Below are 17218 nucleotides of genomic sequence, written 5' to 3'. Positions count from 1 at the left end.
TATGTTTTATCACACTACACAACGGTTTGTGTTACTTTATCTCACCTGCCGGCCGTCGAGCTAGAAAACGCCATAGTCCTACGTTAGGAGACACAATTCCTGTATGCACAACCGTAGACTGTTGTTGGCGCTCATGACGAGCAGCCTGTTGATAGCAATGCTTATCCCTACAACGGTGTTCGCGCAGCGTCAGACGAGCAGCCCCCCGTCAACCAGCATGCGCGACAACCAACCCAAAAAAGGCAAAATCAGGATCGCCATTATTCCGCAGGATAACCAGCGCGGTTGGACGAAAGACATCATGGTGGCCGAACTGGAAACGGCGTTGACCGGCGGGCGGTTTGATATTTTGTCCCGCGACTCCCTCGACTCCATCATCGCCGAGCAAAAGCTTGCCAACTCCGATTTAGCCGACCCCAACAACGCCATCAAGGTCGGGCGACTGGGTTCGGCGCAGTACATCATCGTCGCTAAGTGCGTGTCGGTGGATGTCAAAGAAGGCGGCATCAACATCGGCGGCTTCGGTCGGCGCGAAAAGAAAATGACCACCAAGGTCAACATGCAACTTATCAACGCCGAAACCGGCTCAGTCATCAAGTCGGAAAACTACGACGCGAGCGATTCGACAGCCTCAACCCGGCTGGGCAACTTGGGCGGCAACACCAGCGATGCGCCGGGGCAGGAGTCGTTTACCAAGATGATGAAAACCTTCGCGCAGCGTTTCGCCGAAGTTGTAAGTCTCGAAGTGCCGCTTGAAACGACGGTGGCGCTGGTGCGGGACGGACAGGTCATCATTCGCTGCGGCGCAGCCGACGGCGTGAAGGAAGGCGTTCAGTTTGATGTCATTCTTGAAGGCGAACCGATCCGCGACGTTGACGGAACCATCCTCGAACGCATCACCACTCGTGTGGCGACGCTGCGCGCGGCGAAGGTCAGCGAACGAGTCACCTACTGCGATGTCGTGCAGACTTACGACCCCAACTCCAAGGCGGCTGACCCGACGCCGAACCTCGCACGCATTCAGACGGATATGACTGTCCGGCAGGTGGCGCGCACAGCCGCCCTACCACCGCGCCAGCGATAACCAGGCTGTCTGCACTGCCCCCAGCGGGACGACAACCGCCGGGTTGTTCTTCAAAAGTCTTTTGAGCTTCCCAGGAGGTCGCCTGTGAAATTCGCGCTCTGCCTTGCCACACTCCTCTACGGCTGTTTCTTTGTCGCGCCGCTGACGGCGCACGGTGAGACGCTCAAAAAACGCTACACGTTTGACTACAACCCGGCGACGCGGGCGGCGTCGGAAGCGCGCGCTAAGGCCAAAGCCCGCAAGCAGTTTCTAGCGGACTTTCTGGAGTCGAAGTTCTCGCGGTCCATTATTGAAAGCCTTGCGGAAGAAATTGACGTGGCGCTCGACCCGCCAGATGAGTTTTTGACCGATTTCAAAATCACGAACACGCGCTACAACGACGACGAAACCAAGATCATTCTCACAGTCGAAGGCGATGTGAACCTGCCGGCGATGGTCGCGGCGCTGGTGCAAAACAAAGTCTTGAGCTTCGGGGAGCGTCCGCCGCGCGTGATGGTCATGCCGTCCAATCGCTTCGACGACCCAAAAGCCGCCAAGACGCTGCGCGCACTGGTCTATGAACAGATGCGTCAGGCGGGACTGCAATCCGTGGCGTTTGAGGGCGTCACGGAAATTACGTCCGTTCAGATCAAACAATCGCCTAACGGCGTGCGCCTGCTCGCCAAGCAGGCGCTTCAGTACGGCGCGGATTATCTGATTTACATTGACTCGGAAACGGATAATCGGCCGGCGAGCATCGGCGGCTATATCTGTGACGCAAACTTCATCTACACCGTCATGCGTCCGAACGACAATCACATTCTGGGCGAGGGCGTCGTCACAACGCGCGGCAGCGCCAACTCCGCCCTAGTCGCCTTCGGCAAGGCGATGGACGAAGCTGCGCCGATGCTCATCAACCGCGCCGTCGGGCAACTTTATCAGGCTATCTTCGCCGACAGCGACGTGATTTACGACCAAAAGCAGCTCAAAAACAACATTACACTGACGGTCTATTTCAAAACTTCGCCCCAGCAAACACAGGCGATCATCAAGGCGCTTCAGGCGCAAAACGCCTACGTGACGCTAGGCGTCGGAGGGGTCGGCGACCGGATGACGGTGGAAACAACGATGGATGTACTCGACCTCTACAACTTCTTCAATGACCAGACGTTTGAGGCGGGCGGCGTGAAGTTCAAGGCTCCGGTCGTCGGGTATGGTGAAAATACGCTTGACGTGGAAATTGTACCGCTCAACGGCCAACCTAAGAAGGCGCGTCCGACGACGCCTCCGACGCGGCGAACTCGCCCGTCAAATGCCGGCGCGTCCGGCAAGCCCAGAGGGATTGTCTGTAACCTCAAGCCGTCGCTGCGCGCGCCGGCTTTCGTGCAGTGAAGTCGCGCCGCGAGTCGGCGGGACGACAATCAACCCACTCAAACAGCGTCGGGAGCGGCCGCCTCGGCGCTGTCTTCGCTTTTGGGCCTCCGCTGTGCGACCGCCTGACGGCAAGATGTGGACCGTCGCCGGTAATCACACATAGGCGGCGGCACACCCCCTGCTACAGTAGCGCCTATGAGTTGGTACGAGGTTTTCCGCCTGGCCTTCGACGCCATTTGGGCGCACAAGCTGCGGTCGTTTCTGACGTTGCTCGGCGTCATCATCGGCGTGGCGAGCGTCACCGCTGTAGCGACGGTTATCGAAGGTTTTAGCGAGTACGTCAACGAGAAAGTCGCCGTATACGGAGCCGGGGCGCTTACGGTGGAAAAGGCAGCCTTTCAGGGCTTCGCCGACTTTGAGAAGTTCCTGCGCGCGCTTCAGCGCAATCCCGATCTGACCACGGACGACCTGCTGGCGCTGCGCGAACAGTTGACGCTGGCGGATGAAGTCGCTGCGCAGGACGGCTCGGCGGCGGATGTGCGCTACGGCAATACGGTCGTGCCGACGGTGGGCATACAGGGCGTGACGGCCAACTTCAATAATCTTTCGACGATCGAGTTGGCGCAGGGACGTGTCATCAGCCCGTTTGATGAGGAAAACCGCCGCGCGGTGTGCGTGCTGGGAGCGGACATCGCCAAGGAGCTTTTCCCACGGGGCGACGGCGTCGGCAAGACGGTCAAAATCGGCCGCGATCCGTATGAGGTCATCGGCGTCGCCAAACCCCTGGGGACGTTTCTTGGTCAATCCCAGGACAACTACGTACAGATTCCGCTGAGTACGTTTCACAAAGTGTACGGCGAACGACGGTCGCTGACGCTGTACGTCAAGCCGCGCCGGGGCGTCCCAAGCGAGCTTGTCGAGGACGAAATTCGGATGATTCTCCGCACCCGCCATCACCTGTCGCCGAACGACGAGGACGACTTCAGTATTACGAGCGACCCGGCGACGCAGGGGATTTTCACGACGCTTTTGACGATGGTTAGCGCCATTGTTCTGCCCATCACCGGTATTTCGCTGGTAGTCGGCGGCATTGTCATCATGAACATTATGCTAGTTTCGGTGACGGAACGGACGCGCGAAATCGGTATTCGGAAAAGCCTCGGCGCACGGCGGCGCGACATCCTACGGCAGTTTTTGGTCGAGTCGGCCCTGTTGTCGCTGATTGGCGGCGTGGTCGGTTTAGCGTTGGCCTACGTGACAATGCTGATCGTGTCGCACTTTTCGGGTCTGCCGGTAGCGCTTCCCTTCTGGGCGGTCGCCTTGGCGGTGGTGGTTTCGGGCAGCGTCGGGCTGTTTTTCGGGATTTATCCAGCCAACAAGGCGGCGCAACTCGATCCAATTCAGGCGCTCCGCGCCGACTAGCGTACTTTCCGAGCTAGGCGCAGCGGCCCTATGCGGGTTTATAGGCGGCGGCTACTGGACGGCGACGGCACAAGCGGGAGTGCGCGCCGGGCGCTTCTCTGGCTGTATGAGAGCGCTCAGTGACGAAAATGACGCAGCCCTGTCAAAACCATCGCCATGCCGTGTTCATCAGCGGCGGCGATAACTTCTTCATCACGAATCGAACCACCCGGCTGAATCACCGCCCGGACGCCATATCGGGCCGCCTCGTCCAAGCTGTCACGGAATGGGAAAAAGGCATCCGAAGCAATAACTGCGCCGGCTAACGGCGCACGAGCCTTCAGCGCCCCCACTTTGACGGCGTCCACCCGGCTCATCTGCCCAGCGCCGATCCCAACCAACCGCCCATGTTGCGCGTAAACGACGGCGTTCGACTTCACATGCTTACAAACTGTCCAAGCAAACAGCAGATCGCGCCACTCGTCTTCGGAAGGCGCACGCCGCGTCACAACACGCATCTCCGCCGGCGTCACCAGCTGGTCGTCGGCTGATTGCAGTAGGAAGCCGCCGGAAATCGTTCGCACGTTCATGCCGTGGTCGGCGTCGTCGGTTACGACCAACAAACGCAGGTTTTTCTTCGCCGCCAAGACCTGCCGCGCGGGATCGTCGAAGCCGGGCGCGACAATGACTTCGAGGAACATTTCCGCCAGTTCCGTCGCCGTTCCGGCGTCAACTGTTCGATTGAACGCCACAATGCCGCCAAAGGCCGCCGTCGGGTCGGTTTCCCGCGCCAGCCGAAAAGCCTCAAGCGGTACGGCCGCCAACCCAACGCCGCAGGGATTGGTGTGCTTGACGATGACGCAGGCCGCCGTCTCGCGGAATTCCCGCGCCAGCCCCCATGCGGCGTCGGCGTCCAGCAGGTTGTTGAACGATAGTTCTTTTCCCTGCAACTGTCGCGCGGCGGCGATCCCACCGGTTTTTTCTGGCGCGACGTAGAGCGCCGCCGCCTGATGGGGATTTTCACCGTATCGGAGAGACCGCCGCCGCATCAGCCGGAGCGAGATACGCGGTGGGAAAGGTTCGGTCGGTTGCAAGCCGACTTCATCCATCGTCTCATCAAACACTGTTCGGTTGGCGAAAAAGTCGGCGATGAGGGCGTCGTAGCGCGCCGTATAATCAAAAGCCTTACATGCCAGCCGATGACGAGTCGCAGCCGAAACGGCTCCAGTACGCGCCAGTTCCGCCGCCACTGCGTCATAGTCAGACGGGTCGGTGACGACGACGACATGCCGAAAGTTCTTCGCCGCCGCCCGGATTAGCGCCGGCCCGCCGATGTCAATATTTTCAATGGCTTCCTCAACCGTCACGTCAGGACGAACAACGGCGTCGGCAAACGGATACAGGTTGACGATGACGAAATCAAAGCGGTCAAGGTCATGCAGCGCGAGCTGTTCGAGGTGCTCCGGTAGGTCGCGCCGCGCCAAAATGCCGGCGTGGATGCGCGGATGGAGGGTCTTGACGCGCCCGTCCAGCAGCTCTGGAAACCCCGTCACCGAAGCGACATCTCGGACAGGCAATCCAGCGTCGGCAAGCGCCCGCGCCGTACCACCAGTAGAAACCAGTTCGAGTCCGTGCGTGTGGAGAACACGTGCAAAATCAAGTAACCCGGTTTTGTCTGAAACGCTCAGCAGCGCGCGGGAAGGGGCGATGGTCGTCATAAACTCTAAAACGCCGTCCGAGCGGCCGGCGACGAGAAATCATACCTAAAGCATAACCGTGCGTGCACAATAACAGAACCAACCCCACTTGTCTTTGCCCCACCGTTCAGCGTAAAAGCCGCACATCCGGCAAGCCCAACGATGCGTCGTTTTTTGGGCGGTGTTGCGCATGTTGATTTCCATCGTCGAACTCCACGAGAGTATTCCGCTCTGGTTCTGGGCGATCTGGGCCTTTGTCCTCGGAAGTTGTGTCGGCAGTTTTCTCAACGTGGTCATTTACCGTTTGCCGCGCGGCGGTTCGGTGAACTCACCGGCGCGTTCCTACTGCCCAAGCTGCCAGACGACCATCGCTTGGTACGACAACCTGCCCATCATCAGCTTTTTCATCCTGAGAGGTCGGTGCCGCGCCTGTGGTGCACGGATTTCGTGGCAGTATCCGCTGGTTGAGCTGGCGACCGGCCTGCTGTTTTTGGGGACGCTGTTGGTTTTTGGCCCTACCCTCCAGTGCCTCTTCAACTGCGCCTTTGGGGCGGCTGTCCTAGCGCTCATCGTCACTGACTTCAATGAGCAGGTCCTGCCGGATGCCATCACTCTCCCTGGAACCGGTCTGGCTTTGGCCGCACGAATGGTTGACCACAACTTGGTCGGCCTGTCGTGGATAAACCTCTTCTTCGAGGGCTTGACCGGCCGGCCGTTGCCGATGACTGGGCTTTCCGGCTCACTGGTCAACGCCGCACTGGGGATGGCTGTTGGCGCGGGAACACTGTGGGCGCTTGGCGTCGGCTATTTCCGCCTGCGCGCCTTTCCCATTCGGACGCCCGAAGACCTGACGGATTTTCTCAAGCGGCGCTGCGTTGTGGGGACGCTAGCGCGCCTCAAGGTTCGGCGGGCCGACGGCAAGCGCGGCGTGGTGTATGTCCTCGGCGGCGACTTCAGCGAACTGTCCCCGGAAGAACTAGCCGAAGCTGAGTTTACCCCATCCAACACCGGTTCGCCCGAACTCAGCATGACGGCGCTCGACGGCGCGCTGGTAGAGACCGGTGAACACGGCGTGCGCATCACGAGCATTCCCAACAACCTTGAACAAACGGTGGAGGGTCGTCTCGAAGCCGGCGATACCATCACTTCCGGCAACCTTGAAGGGATGGGGCTAGGTGATGTGAAAATGATGCTGTTTGTCGGCGCATTTCTGGGCGGCGGAATGACGTTTTTTGTGCTGCTAGTCGCCTCGGTCATAGGGGCGTTGGTGGCTGCGCCGCGCATCATCCTACGCGGGCACGCCGCCTTGCAACATCCGCTGCCCTTCGGCGTAATGCTAGGGGTGGCGACGCTTCTAGCGCTCTTTTTCGGAGAAAAAGGGCTGACGACTTATCTTGATTTTATTTCCAGTTTGATACCCTAGTTCGCCTCACCGCTATGACTGACGCGCCATCACTTCACGCCGCCATCACTGACGCCCACCACCGTCTCACAGCTCTGTTCCTCGAGCGTTTTCCAGAGTGGGTGCTGCCACCGTTCACGGCGGATGCCGCCGCACCACCGCGCCGCCACTGGCAGGCGGTCAACGACTACTGGCTAGCCCGCAAGCAGGGCGCGTTGGCGCTGAAACTCAAGGAGCTTGGAACTCTGCCGCCCGACGTGCGTCCGGCGCGCGGCGCGGCGCTCAACGCCTTCAAAGCGGAAGTGGAGGCGACGCTGACGGAACTGGAGCGTCACCTCAAAGCTTTTGAGGAAGCCGAAACCATTCGGCGCGAAGCCGTGGATGTGACGCTGCCGGGGCTAGTCCGCCGACGCGGACGCGCTCACCCATTGACCCAGATTCGGGAGCGGATTGAAGACATCTTCGTGGCGATGGGCTACGCCGTCGAGGACGGTCCTGAAGTGGATACAGTTTTTTATAACTTCGACGCGCTCAACATCCCACCCGACCATCCGGCGCGCGATCTGACGGACACCTTCTACATCAACGACGAACTGGCGCTGCGGTCGCAGACCTCAAACGTCCAGATTCACGCTATGCAGCGCCGCCGTCCGCCGCTGCGTGTCATTGCGCCGGGGCGTGTCTTTCGCCGCGACGAACCGGACGCCACCCACAGCCCGATGTTCTTTCAGGTCGAAGGCCTCAACGTTGGGCATGGGATTACCATGGCCGACCTCAAGGGGACGCTGCAGGTATTTTTGACCCGGCTTTTTGAGCGCCCTGTCACGCTGCGCTTCCGGCCTAGCTACTTCCCCTTTGTCGAACCGGGGGCGGAAACCGACTTTCAGTGTATTTTTTGCGGCGGAACCGGCTGTCGCGTATGTAAGCACACCGGCTGGATCGAGTTGGGCGGTTCGGGCATGGTGCATCCAAACGTCCTGCGCGCCTGCCGGATTGATCCGACGGAATTTTCCGGCTTCGCCTTTGGGTTTGGCATAGACCGTATGGCCGCTCTGCTCTACGGCATTGACGACATCCGGCTGTACTTTGAAAACGATCTGCGGTTTTTGAGTCAGTTCTGAGGCCGGGCGGCGCGTCTTGGAGACAATGTATGAAGCTTTGTGTACCGGCTGTATTGGTTCTCTGCGCCGTCCTAAGCCTGTCCGTCTGGGCGCAGACCGGCGACCGTGCGCTGCTCCGCGTCTGGCAGGGACGCTATCCCCACCACGAAGTCAAAGGATCGCGTGGACGGGTTCAGCGAATCAGCTTTTTCAAGCTGCCGGCCATTCGCGGCCCCCTGGCCGAGTTGCTTGGGCAGGCTTTCCTCGCCAGCGTTGAGGCGGACGATTACCTTGAGGAAAAGATCGAGCTGGTCGGCGACTATCTGGTGCTGCGACTCTATCCCAATGGTCACCGGATTGACGACGAACGACGGCTGATCATCGTCGTCCCACTCCAGAACACCGACCTGCACGCTGTGTACTATCAAGAAGTCGTCAGGTCGGACGGCCGGCGCGAGGTCCTGCAGGACTGGAAGCACAGTCCTGGTAGGTCACTGGACGATTTGCCGAAATCGCTCAAAATCAGTTTGGCGACTATGATGGGCTTGCCGTGAGACCGGTCCATACGTAGGCGTTCCACAGACGGCTTGGTGAGGCGTCTTCTTCGCCGCCGATTGACGGATGGGATGTCTGATGCGGACGGAACGAATTTTCTGCGACTCCACACGTCCCAACCCGGAAGCTATCGCTAAGGCGGCGGCGCTACTTCGCAGCGGTCAGTTAGTGGCGTTCCCGACAGAAACCGTATACGGCCTTGGCGCACCGGCGTTCGACGAAGTCGCTGTCGCGCGGATTTTCGCCGCCAAGGGCCGGCCGCCAAACAATCCGCTGATTGTCCACATTGCGGAAAGCGACTGGCTTGAACGGGTCGCCGTCGAGATTCCGCCGGCAGCGTACCGGTTGATGGACGCCTTTTTTCCGGGACCACTGACGCTCATTTTGCCAAAACACCCGCGCGTGCCGTCCAATGTAACGGCCGGCGGCGCGACCGTTGGGGTGCGGTGGCCGTCCCACCCTGTTGCGCAGGCGCTTCTTCGGGCGGTGGGAGCGCCGCTCGCCGCGCCCAGCGCCAACCGCTTTACGGAAGTGTCGCCGACCACCGCCGACCATGTTCTCAAAAGCCTCGGCGGTCGGATCGCCGCTGTGCTTGACGGCGGCCCCTGTCCAGTCGGCATCGAGTCGGCGGTGGTGGATGTGACGACGGACCCGCCAACGCTTTGGCGGGCGGGTGTGTTGTCGCAAGCCGTGCTGGAAGCCGTCGCCCGCCGGCCGTTGCAGTCAGCGCCGCCGGTCACCGTCGCACCTAGCCCCGGTCAGTTCCCACGCCACTACGCCCCGCGCGCCCGCGTGGAATTGCTGCCGTTTGGGGATGTCACAGGGCTTGAACAACGACTGGCGGATCACCAAGCGCAGAAGCGCCGAACTGGGGCGCTGGTGATGTCAGACGTGACCGCTGCGCCCGATGTCGTGTTGATTCGCCTGCCGCTTGACGTTGCGGCTTACGCCCGACAGCTCTACGCCGCCCTGCATGACCTTGACGCACAGTTTGTGGAAGTCATTGTGGTGGAGCAGGTCCCCGACGACCCGGCTTGGGACGGCCTCCGCGACCGGCTTAGTCGCGCGGCTTATGCGCCCTCGGCGGGAACCCTGTGAAACTCCGCAACTTCCACACGCCAAATTTGGAAAGGCGGTGGTATGATCGCTGCTAGGCTCCATCTCGACTTGCGCCGGCCCGGTCGCCCGCATGAACATTTTTCACGATTGGCGGTCGCCTCAGCTCCAGACGCCCACCGTCCTGACGATGGGCGTTTTTGACGGCCTGCATGTGGGCCACCAAACCATTATTCGGCGTGTTGTGGAGCGCGCCGCCGCGCTGGCGTGTACGCCGACCGTTGTGACCTTCGACCCGCACCCGCGCGCTGTCCTGTATCCGGAGACCGCGCCACCGCTGTTGCAAACGCTCGGGCAACGGCTGGAGGCGTTGCGCATTCTGGGCATCCGGCAGACATTGGTGCTTCCCTTCAATCGGGAACTGGCGGCGTTGTCGGCGACCGAATTTGCGCGGACGATCTTGTTTACGGCGCTGCGACCGCGCGAAATCCACTTAGGTGAAAACTTCGTGTTCGGTCGCGCCCGGCAGGGCAATATCACTACGCTGCGTTGTCTGGGCGCGGATTACGGCTGTGCGGCATACGAAGTCGAGGCTGTGCTACTGCGCGGCAAGCGCGTCAGCTCAACCCTCTTGCGCGAAGCCATTCAAGCCGGGCGAGTCAATTGGGCGCGGCGGATGCTGATGCGTCCGTATGGTGTAGAGGGTGAAGTTGTGGTTGGTCGCCGTCTGGGACGAACCATCAACTTCCCAACCGCCAACATCGCTGTGATTAACCGCGTTTTGCCGGCCGACGGCGTTTACGTCACTGCGACGCTTATCAAGGGTGTCTGGCGGCGCAGCGTCACCAATATCGGCTTCCGTCCAACCATTGGCGACAGCCGGCAACGTGTGGTTGAGACGCACATTCTGGACTTCGACGGCGATCTTTATGGCATGTCGCTACGGACGCGCTTTCTGCACCGGCTTCGCCCAGAGCGAAAGTTCGCTGGACTAGAAGAACTCCGGGCGCAAATCGCCCGCGATGTCGCTTGGGCACAGCGTTATTTCCAGCGTTCCGGTGTCCGGCGATCGCTGGCGGTTGAATGACGCTCGCCAGCGGGGTTTTGGCTCCGGTCGGGGGCGCTGACGTGGGCGGACAGATTGTTTGCTTTTCCGGCTTCTTGTTCACGCGGCGAGAGTCGCCGGCAAGCCTAGGGTTCCGCCGTCTCACGGCGGGACGGGTCGGCAAAAGACAGGCTACCGTTTGGATAGAACAAACTGGTCTAGACGCTCCACCATCCAGCCGGCGCCGACGCGGCGCAGCGTCAGCAGTCCCGTCCCGGCTTGCGCTTCCTTGGTCGCCGAAACCACGGCGACGTTGACGTCCAGCAGAACGCGCTGGGCGTCAAGGCGCTCCATGCGGAAGGCCTGCGTCGTCCATGAGTCAGGTTTGGAAACGACGATGCCAAGGACGAATTTCGACGTGTCGGGACGAATGAAGCAGCTTTCTAGAGCTTTAGACGTACTGGCACGAATGGCCTTATCCATAGTTGAGAGGAAGGCGCGTATCTCGTCGTCCGGCGGAAACGACCGGCCAGCGGCGTTTTCACTCGCCAGCAGGCCTCGTCGCGCCTGTTCATCAAGGGTCGGGCCGGCTTCCATCTCAAAAGCGGTCTTGTAGGCGGCGCGCGCCCGGTCGTGTTCCTTGCGCGCCGCCGCGAGGTCGCCTTCCGTCAGCAGCGCCAGAGCCAACGGATAACGCGACGGCGGGTTGGCGCGGCGGACGGCGGCGACGGCCTCCTGCGCCGCGTCAAGCTTCCCCTGCGCCACTAACGTCCGGGCTAGGTAGGCGTGAGCAAGCGCCAGACCGGGTTCACGGGTGACGGCCTCACGCAGCAGCCGTTCAGCCTCCGCTTGACGTTGAGCTTCAGTTTCGTCGGCTTTCAGACGGCGCGTCAGCGTCGCCTCGGCGTCAAGGAGCAAGCTGAAAGCATGCCGCCGTTCTGGGCGAGCATCGTTGTCAAACTGTTTGGAGTTGCGGTCGTAGCCGAAGCGCACCTGCGGGTAGAGCTTTTCCGGGTCAAGCTCAACCTCGACAATCGTCGCTGTTGTTTCAAAAACGGCGGTTCCGTAGCCCTTTGACGGCACTTCAACTATTGCCGTGAGCTTCTCGCCCTTGTCCGTCAAGGCGACAACCGGTAGCACGGCATCTCCCGTACCAAGATTACGTAGCGCACAGCGCCAACCTGGGCCGTCCTCGCGCTTGACAGGAATGCCGACGACAAAGTCTGGCTCGCTTAGCTCTTCAAACCACTGCCTGAAAAAGCTAGCGCGGCGTTCATCGGGCGGCGTTCCAACCAGACGCGCACGAAAAGTGTCATAGGTCGCTGTTCCGCTCGCGTCACCGACGGTCGCTTTGACCGCCCCCAGCAGCGTGTCGCGTCCGACAAGGCGTTCCAGCAGGCGGAAAACCAGCGCCCCTCTGTTCGGAACACTTACGTAGTAGTCTGGGAAAGTCGGGTGCTGCAGGAGGGGAATGGCGTCAATCCCACGCTCAAACCCCTGTTGCGAAACCCGGACGTTCGCCAGTCGGCTGTAGGCAAAGCTTCGCCGCAGCCAGAAATCACGTTCCGCCGCCGCACCGTAGTGTTGCTGAATATACTGGCTGGTCAGGTAGGCCGGCAGAGCGTCCGCTAGCACCGTCCATCCGCGGCCGCGCAAGCGAACCTTGCCGCCCAACCACGTTTGGGCGACGGCGGCCGTTAGCCACTCAATGGTTTCCGCATCAAGCGCTGGCCGCAGCAGCGTCGCAGTTTCCATCAGCGCCGCGCCGGGCGCGGCATGCCGAATAGCGCGGTCGGTGTCGAAGTCCCGCCCACGCAGTTCGGGACTGCGCCGGTCGGCGACAATGCGCCGTGGTGTGGTGAGAACGCGAAATTCACGAATGGGAACTTCGCCCCACAAAGCTTGGTAAAACAACAACATCCGTTCGACCTCTTCCGCCAACCGTTCAGCGTTGCGGGCGCTTTTCTCCGGTAGGCCCTGTGCACCGTAAACAGCGATGACCGTCGGCGCCCCAGCGGCGGGAGAGAAGCGGCGACTGACCAACGTGGCGAACGGTTGCACGACCAGCCACGGAGATCCAGCCAACGTAGAGGTGAAGACTACATGTTCACCGACTTCCTGCCGGACACCGCTCGACCACACTTCGCCGTCCGCTGGCCTCGTCACTGTTAGCACGTAGGGAGCAGTATCAGGGCCGTAGCTGCTTTGCGGTAGGTGGATGAAGGGCGTCCAGCCCGCTTCCGGCAACAGCAGGCTGTCGCCGGGCGTTAGCGCCGCGTAGTTGGTGCTCTCACGGTAGGTCAGGCTGTACACCAGTTGCGCCGTCACCTTGCCGCCCGGCGGCAGCGGCGGGGAAAGCTCGGCGACGTAAGCGGCAATGGCCGTATCGGTGCCCGGTTGCTTCTTTTCATCTGTCGGCATGGATCGGTCGTTGACGGTAAAAGCCGTAACCTTCGCCGCTTTGGTCAGGCGTAGGGTGAGCGTCCGAGCTTCGGCCTGCTTGGCGATGTTAGTCAGCTCAAGAAGAGCCGTGACATCCGCACTGTAGTCCGCCGGCCGAAGCGTCACGCGAATCTCCGAACGGACGAGGCCGAAGTCGGCGAACTCCTGCGCTTGCGCCGCGCCGACGGCGAGTTGCAAGACGAACAAGCCTGTCACCCAAACTGCAAGCAGGTTTTTTTGAAGTCGTTTCATCGTGTGTACCAAGCCATCATCGAGCTTGAAAAGTTCACGCCGCCGAACACTTTGCCGGCTGGACGCCGCACAGCCAAACCTACTATGGTTGTCGCTGTCAATGACATCACCGCCGATGCGCTTCGCCAAGTCGTCGGCCGCCTGATGTATCTCGCGCCTATGGCCTGGTTTAGACGCAAACGCAACATCACGGACGAAACGCCGCCTGCCGACCGCAAAGTGCGTACGGAGGGGTTGTTCGTCAAATGTCCCGCCTGCGGGACGACGCACTTCAAGAAGGACCTTGAAGCTAACCTCAACGTCTGTACCAACTGCGGCCATCACCTGAAATGGCCGACCCTGCACCGGCTGGCGCACCTGTTCGACGAAGGGCGCTACGAGACCTTCGACGACAACATTGTGTCCACCGATGTTCTAGGGTTTTTTGACACTAAGTCGTACGCCGACCGCATTGCGCAGGCCCGGCAGAGCACTGGCTTCAACGACGCCATTGTGTGCGCCGAAGGCAAGCTAGGTGGGCGTCCGATTATCGGCTGCGTTATGGTGATGGAATTCATCGGTGGCAGTATGGGATCGGTTGTCGGTGAAAAGGTCACACGCGCCATTGAGCGGGCGATCGCCAAGCAACGCCCGCTGATCATTGTCTCCGCTTCGGGCGGCGCGCGCATGATGGAAGGGACGTACAGCCTTATGCAGTTGGCGAAAATCTGCGGCGCGCTCGCCCGACTGGACGCGGCGCGAGTGCCGTACATTTCCGTTCTCACTGACCCCACCACCGGCGGCGTTACGGCTAGCTTCGCCATGCTGGGCGACATCAATATTGCTGAGCCCGGAGCATTGATTGGTTTCGCCGGCCCGCGCGTTATCGAACAGACCATCCGCCAGAAACTGCCCCCCGGCTTTCAGCGCGCTGAGTTTCTTCTAGAGCATGGGATGCTGGACGCTGTGGTGGATCGCCGCCACATGCGGCGTTTTCTGATAGACGCGCTGGATTTTATGGCGCGTTGACGCCGACTGGGAGAGTTGCTTCAACCCATGCCCATCATTCCACGGGGTAAAGGCGCGGTTGGCTTTGGCGACGGCGACGCACGCGGCGTGCGGCTGAAGGCGGCGGGGCGTGATCAGCGTCAGCGCCAAGGCACGAAGTCCAATCTACGGCGGTAGTTTGCGACTTTGCCCATGTTGCAGGCGAAGTCAAAGGGACTACGGCGGTCGTCCTAGGGGCGCAAAATTCTCGGCGGCGAGATGTGAGTCCAAGTGCGGACGGTGCACATTTGTGAACTTTACAGCGTCGGTTGATTATCTTTACGGGCTGGGCAATGAAGTTACGGCGATGAAGCTCGGCCTTGCCGCCGTGACTTCGTTGCTTGACGCGCTCGGTCGCCCGGAGCGCCGGTTTCCCTCACTCCACGTCGCCGGCACAAACGGCAAGGGTTCAACCTGCGCCTTCCTGGCCAGTATTCTGCAACAGGCTGGCTTGCGCGTCGGGTTATACACCTCGCCGCATCTGATTAGTCCAGTGGAGCGGATCAAGATCAACGGCGAGAACATCACCGAGGAAGCTTTTGCACAGGTCACAACCCAGGTCTACGACGCCGTTGAAGCAGCCCTGAAAGACGGACGGCTTGCCGCTCGTCCAACGTTTTTCGAGCACCTCACGGCCGCCGCTTTCACCTACTTTGCCGCGCAAAAGGTGGATGTTGTCGTCGCCGAAGTCGGCCTCGGCGGCCGCTTGGACGCCACAAACGTACTCATGCCGGCGGCTTCCATCATTACCAACATCGGCGAGGATCACCGTGAATGGCTTGGGCCGACGATGGCGCACATCGCACGCGAGAAAGCCGGGATTATGAAGCCCGGCGTACCGGTGTACATCGCCGATACGCAACCGGAGGCGGCGCGGTGGGTGCTCAGCCAGGTCGCGCTGGAAAAGGGGCTTGCGCCAAGGTGGATTGCGCCGTTTTCTATTGCGCAGTGCGACGAAACCGGCCTGCCTTGGGTGCGTTTCGACGAACGATTGCCAAGCCTTGGCGGGCAAGTCGGCAAGCTTGCGTTGCGCGGCGCACATCAGGCGCAGAATGCGGCGCTGGCCGCACTGACGGCCGCCGACTATCTTCTTGCGCTTGGGTATAGCGACGGCGACATCGGGAGGGCTGTTCTTGCCGGTCTCGAACGCGCCGTCTGGCCTGGCCGGTTGCAGTGGGTGGACGGCTCGCCGCCGATGTTGCTGGACGGGGCGCATAACCCGCAGGGCGCGGCGGCATTGGCGTATTTTCTCCACACTGACTGCCGGCGTCGTCCCATCACGGCGGTGTTTGCCACGATGCGCGACAAGCCAGCTGTTGAGTTGTTGTCCCAGATGTCAGCGGTGGTTGACCGGATTATTTTGACCGAAGTTAGCCGACAGCCCCGTACGACGCCGCGTGATAGCTTGGAGGTGATGGCGCTCGGCTACTGGCTGCCGTCCGCCGTCATGCAAGCGGCGGATGCAGCGACGGCGCTAGCCATGGCCCGTCAGCTGACGCCCCCGGACGGCTTAATTGTTGTCTATGGTTCGATTTATCTTATTGGCGAAGTCCTGAGCCTACACTGACACACGCCATCGCGCCTTCCGGCGGGATGCTCACCCCCAAGCCGGCGGCTTCGGCGACTTGTTTCGCCAGCGGGCGGTTTCTAAGATGCCGGTGCTATGGCCGACCGTACTTTCACTCGCCGTGACATCCGCCCGGAACGCAAACCCGACTGGCTCAAAATCCGGCTCAATGCCCGTGAGAAGTTCCAGGAAGTCGCCCACCTAGTGGACGATCTCTCGCTCAACACCGTCTGTCAGGAAGCGCGGTGTCCCAACATCTGGGAGTGCTTCTCGAACCGGACGGCAACCTTCATGTTGATGGGTGACATCTGTACGCGCCACTGCGGCTTCTGCGCCGTCTCGAAGGGGACGCCGCGCCCGCTTGATCCGCAGGAGCCGCGCCATGTCGCCGAAGCCGTCCGCAAGTTGGGGTTGCAGCACGCGGTCATTACGTCCGTCAACCGCGATGAACTGCCTGACGGCGGCGCGCGCCACTTTGCGGCGACGATTCGGGAGGTGCGGCGCTTGAATCCCGGCTGCCGCATCGAGGTGCTCATCCCGGATTTTTGCGGCAACTGGGAGGCGTTGGCGGTTGTGATGGACGCGCGTCCCGATATTCTCAATCACAACACGGAGACAGTTAAGGCGCTCTACAAGCGTGTCCGGCCCGATGCGGTGTACGCCCGCTCGATGGAACTGCTGCGGCGGGCGGCGGCATATCGCTCCGCCGATTACCCCCTGCTGACGAAATCGGGGGTGATGCTGGGCTTGGGCGAAACGCGCGACGAACTGCTGGAAACCATGCGCGATCTGCGCGCCAACGACTGTGACATTCTCACCCTCGGACAATACTTGCGGCCAAGTTTGCGGCATTTACCGGTCGAAAAGTTCTACCACCCCGACGAATTCGCCGAACTCAAGCAGATCGGTCTGGCGATGGGCTTCAAACACGTCGAGGCTGGCCCATTAGTGCGGAGTTCATACCACGCTCATGAACAGGCGACCGAAGCGGACGGCGCTCCGGTATCCGTCGCTCCGTCAAGGGCGGCCGTTCCACCATCCCCACCGCCGCTTGTTTCCCTGACTCGTCGCCGGTCGGCATCGTAGGCTTTCTGGGCGCTCGCCTACACCCCCGACACACGCGAGAGCAGCCAAGTCCAAACACTTGGCCGGTTCTTTACTTTCTCCGAACAACCGCTCGCCCTTCAGGGGGTATGCTTGCGGCGCTGTGAAACCATGGCGCGGCGGTGTTGAAAACG

14 protein-coding genes are annotated in these 17218 nt (G+C 61.1%); 12 read left to right on the top strand and 2 right to left on the bottom strand.

From position 1 onward, the window contains the following. The first annotated feature begins 103 nt into the window (after positions 1–103). The 3 genes from NZ585_08965 to NZ585_08955 all read left to right on the top strand — a co-directional run bounded on the left by NZ585_08965 (position 104) and on the right by NZ585_08955 (position 3859). A complete protein-coding gene (locus NZ585_08965) occupies positions 104–1084 on the top strand; it encodes a CsgG/HfaB family protein (GenBank protein ID MCS7080167.1) in 981 nt (326 codons plus the stop codon). A gap of 84 nt (positions 1085–1168) precedes the next feature. Next, complete coding sequence (locus NZ585_08960; GenBank protein MCS7080166.1) at positions 1169–2455, top strand: hypothetical protein; 1287 nt, start codon at positions 1169–1171, stop codon at positions 2453–2455. A 177-nt stretch (positions 2456–2632) separates the two neighbouring features. Then, the gene (locus NZ585_08955; protein ID MCS7080165.1) at positions 2633–3859 is read left to right on the top strand and encodes an ABC transporter permease; all 1227 of its coding nucleotides are present in this window, start codon (positions 2633–2635) and stop codon (positions 3857–3859) included. A gap of 116 nt (positions 3860–3975) precedes the next feature. Here NZ585_08955 and purH read toward each other — a convergent pair whose 3' ends face one another. Next, entirely contained in the window at positions 3976–5556 is a 1581-nt protein-coding gene (purH, locus tag NZ585_08950) for a bifunctional phosphoribosylaminoimidazolecarboxamide formyltransferase/IMP cyclohydrolase (GenBank protein MCS7080164.1), read from the bottom strand. Between the two features lie 169 nt (positions 5557–5725). Here purH and NZ585_08945 point away from each other — a divergent pair, with 169 nt between their 5' ends. From NZ585_08945 to NZ585_08925, 5 genes are all read left to right on the top strand, one after another. After that, entirely contained in the window at positions 5726–6958 is a 1233-nt protein-coding gene (locus tag NZ585_08945) for a prepilin peptidase (protein ID MCS7080163.1), read from the top strand. Positions 6959–6972: 14 nt separating this feature from the next. Continuing rightward, the gene (gene pheS, locus NZ585_08940) at positions 6973–8058 is read left to right on the top strand and encodes a phenylalanine--tRNA ligase subunit alpha (protein ID MCS7080162.1); all 1086 of its coding nucleotides are present in this window, start codon (positions 6973–6975) and stop codon (positions 8056–8058) included. Between the two features lie 29 nt (positions 8059–8087). Beyond that, positions 8088–8591, top strand: a complete 504-nt coding sequence (locus tag NZ585_08935; GenBank protein MCS7080161.1) for a hypothetical protein — start codon at positions 8088–8090, stop codon at positions 8589–8591. A gap of 79 nt (positions 8592–8670) precedes the next feature. Then, complete coding sequence (locus NZ585_08930; GenBank protein ID MCS7080160.1) at positions 8671–9690, top strand: L-threonylcarbamoyladenylate synthase; 1020 nt, start codon at positions 8671–8673, stop codon at positions 9688–9690. Between the two features lie 91 nt (positions 9691–9781). Next, the gene (locus NZ585_08925; GenBank protein ID MCS7080159.1) at positions 9782–10735 is read left to right on the top strand and encodes a bifunctional riboflavin kinase/FAD synthetase; all 954 of its coding nucleotides are present in this window, start codon (positions 9782–9784) and stop codon (positions 10733–10735) included. A gap of 150 nt (positions 10736–10885) precedes the next feature. Here the strand turns inward: NZ585_08925 and NZ585_08920 are convergent, their stop codons facing one another. Then, on the bottom strand, positions 10886–13387 hold the full coding sequence (locus tag NZ585_08920) for a tetratricopeptide repeat protein (GenBank protein MCS7080158.1): 2502 nt from the start codon (positions 13385–13387) through the stop codon (positions 10886–10888). A 159-nt stretch (positions 13388–13546) separates the two neighbouring features. On the opposite strand from NZ585_08920, the gene accD reads away from it, so the two are divergent. From accD to lipA, 4 genes are all read left to right on the top strand, one after another. Continuing rightward, a complete protein-coding gene (accD, locus tag NZ585_08915) occupies positions 13547–14395 on the top strand; it encodes an acetyl-CoA carboxylase, carboxyltransferase subunit beta (protein MCS7080157.1) in 849 nt (282 codons plus the stop codon). Between the two features lie 27 nt (positions 14396–14422). Then, entirely contained in the window at positions 14423–14551 is a 129-nt protein-coding gene (locus NZ585_08910) for a hypothetical protein (protein MCS7080156.1), read from the top strand. Between the two features lie 112 nt (positions 14552–14663). Continuing rightward, on the top strand, positions 14664–15980 hold the full coding sequence (locus tag NZ585_08905) for a bifunctional folylpolyglutamate synthase/dihydrofolate synthase (GenBank protein MCS7080155.1): 1317 nt from the start codon (positions 14664–14666) through the stop codon (positions 15978–15980). A 96-nt stretch (positions 15981–16076) separates the two neighbouring features. Further along, positions 16077–17066, top strand: coding sequence for a lipoyl synthase (gene lipA / locus NZ585_08900; protein MCS7080154.1), 990 nt, complete (start codon positions 16077–16079; stop codon positions 17064–17066). Positions 17067–17218: the final 152 nt, after the last annotated feature.

The organism is Chloracidobacterium sp., assembly GCA_025057975.1.
Classification (GTDB): domain Bacteria; phylum Acidobacteriota; class Blastocatellia; order Chloracidobacteriales; family Chloracidobacteriaceae; genus Chloracidobacterium.
The sequence above is the reverse complement of the archived record's forward strand: the minus strand, read 5'-3'. Positions and strand labels throughout refer to the sequence as shown.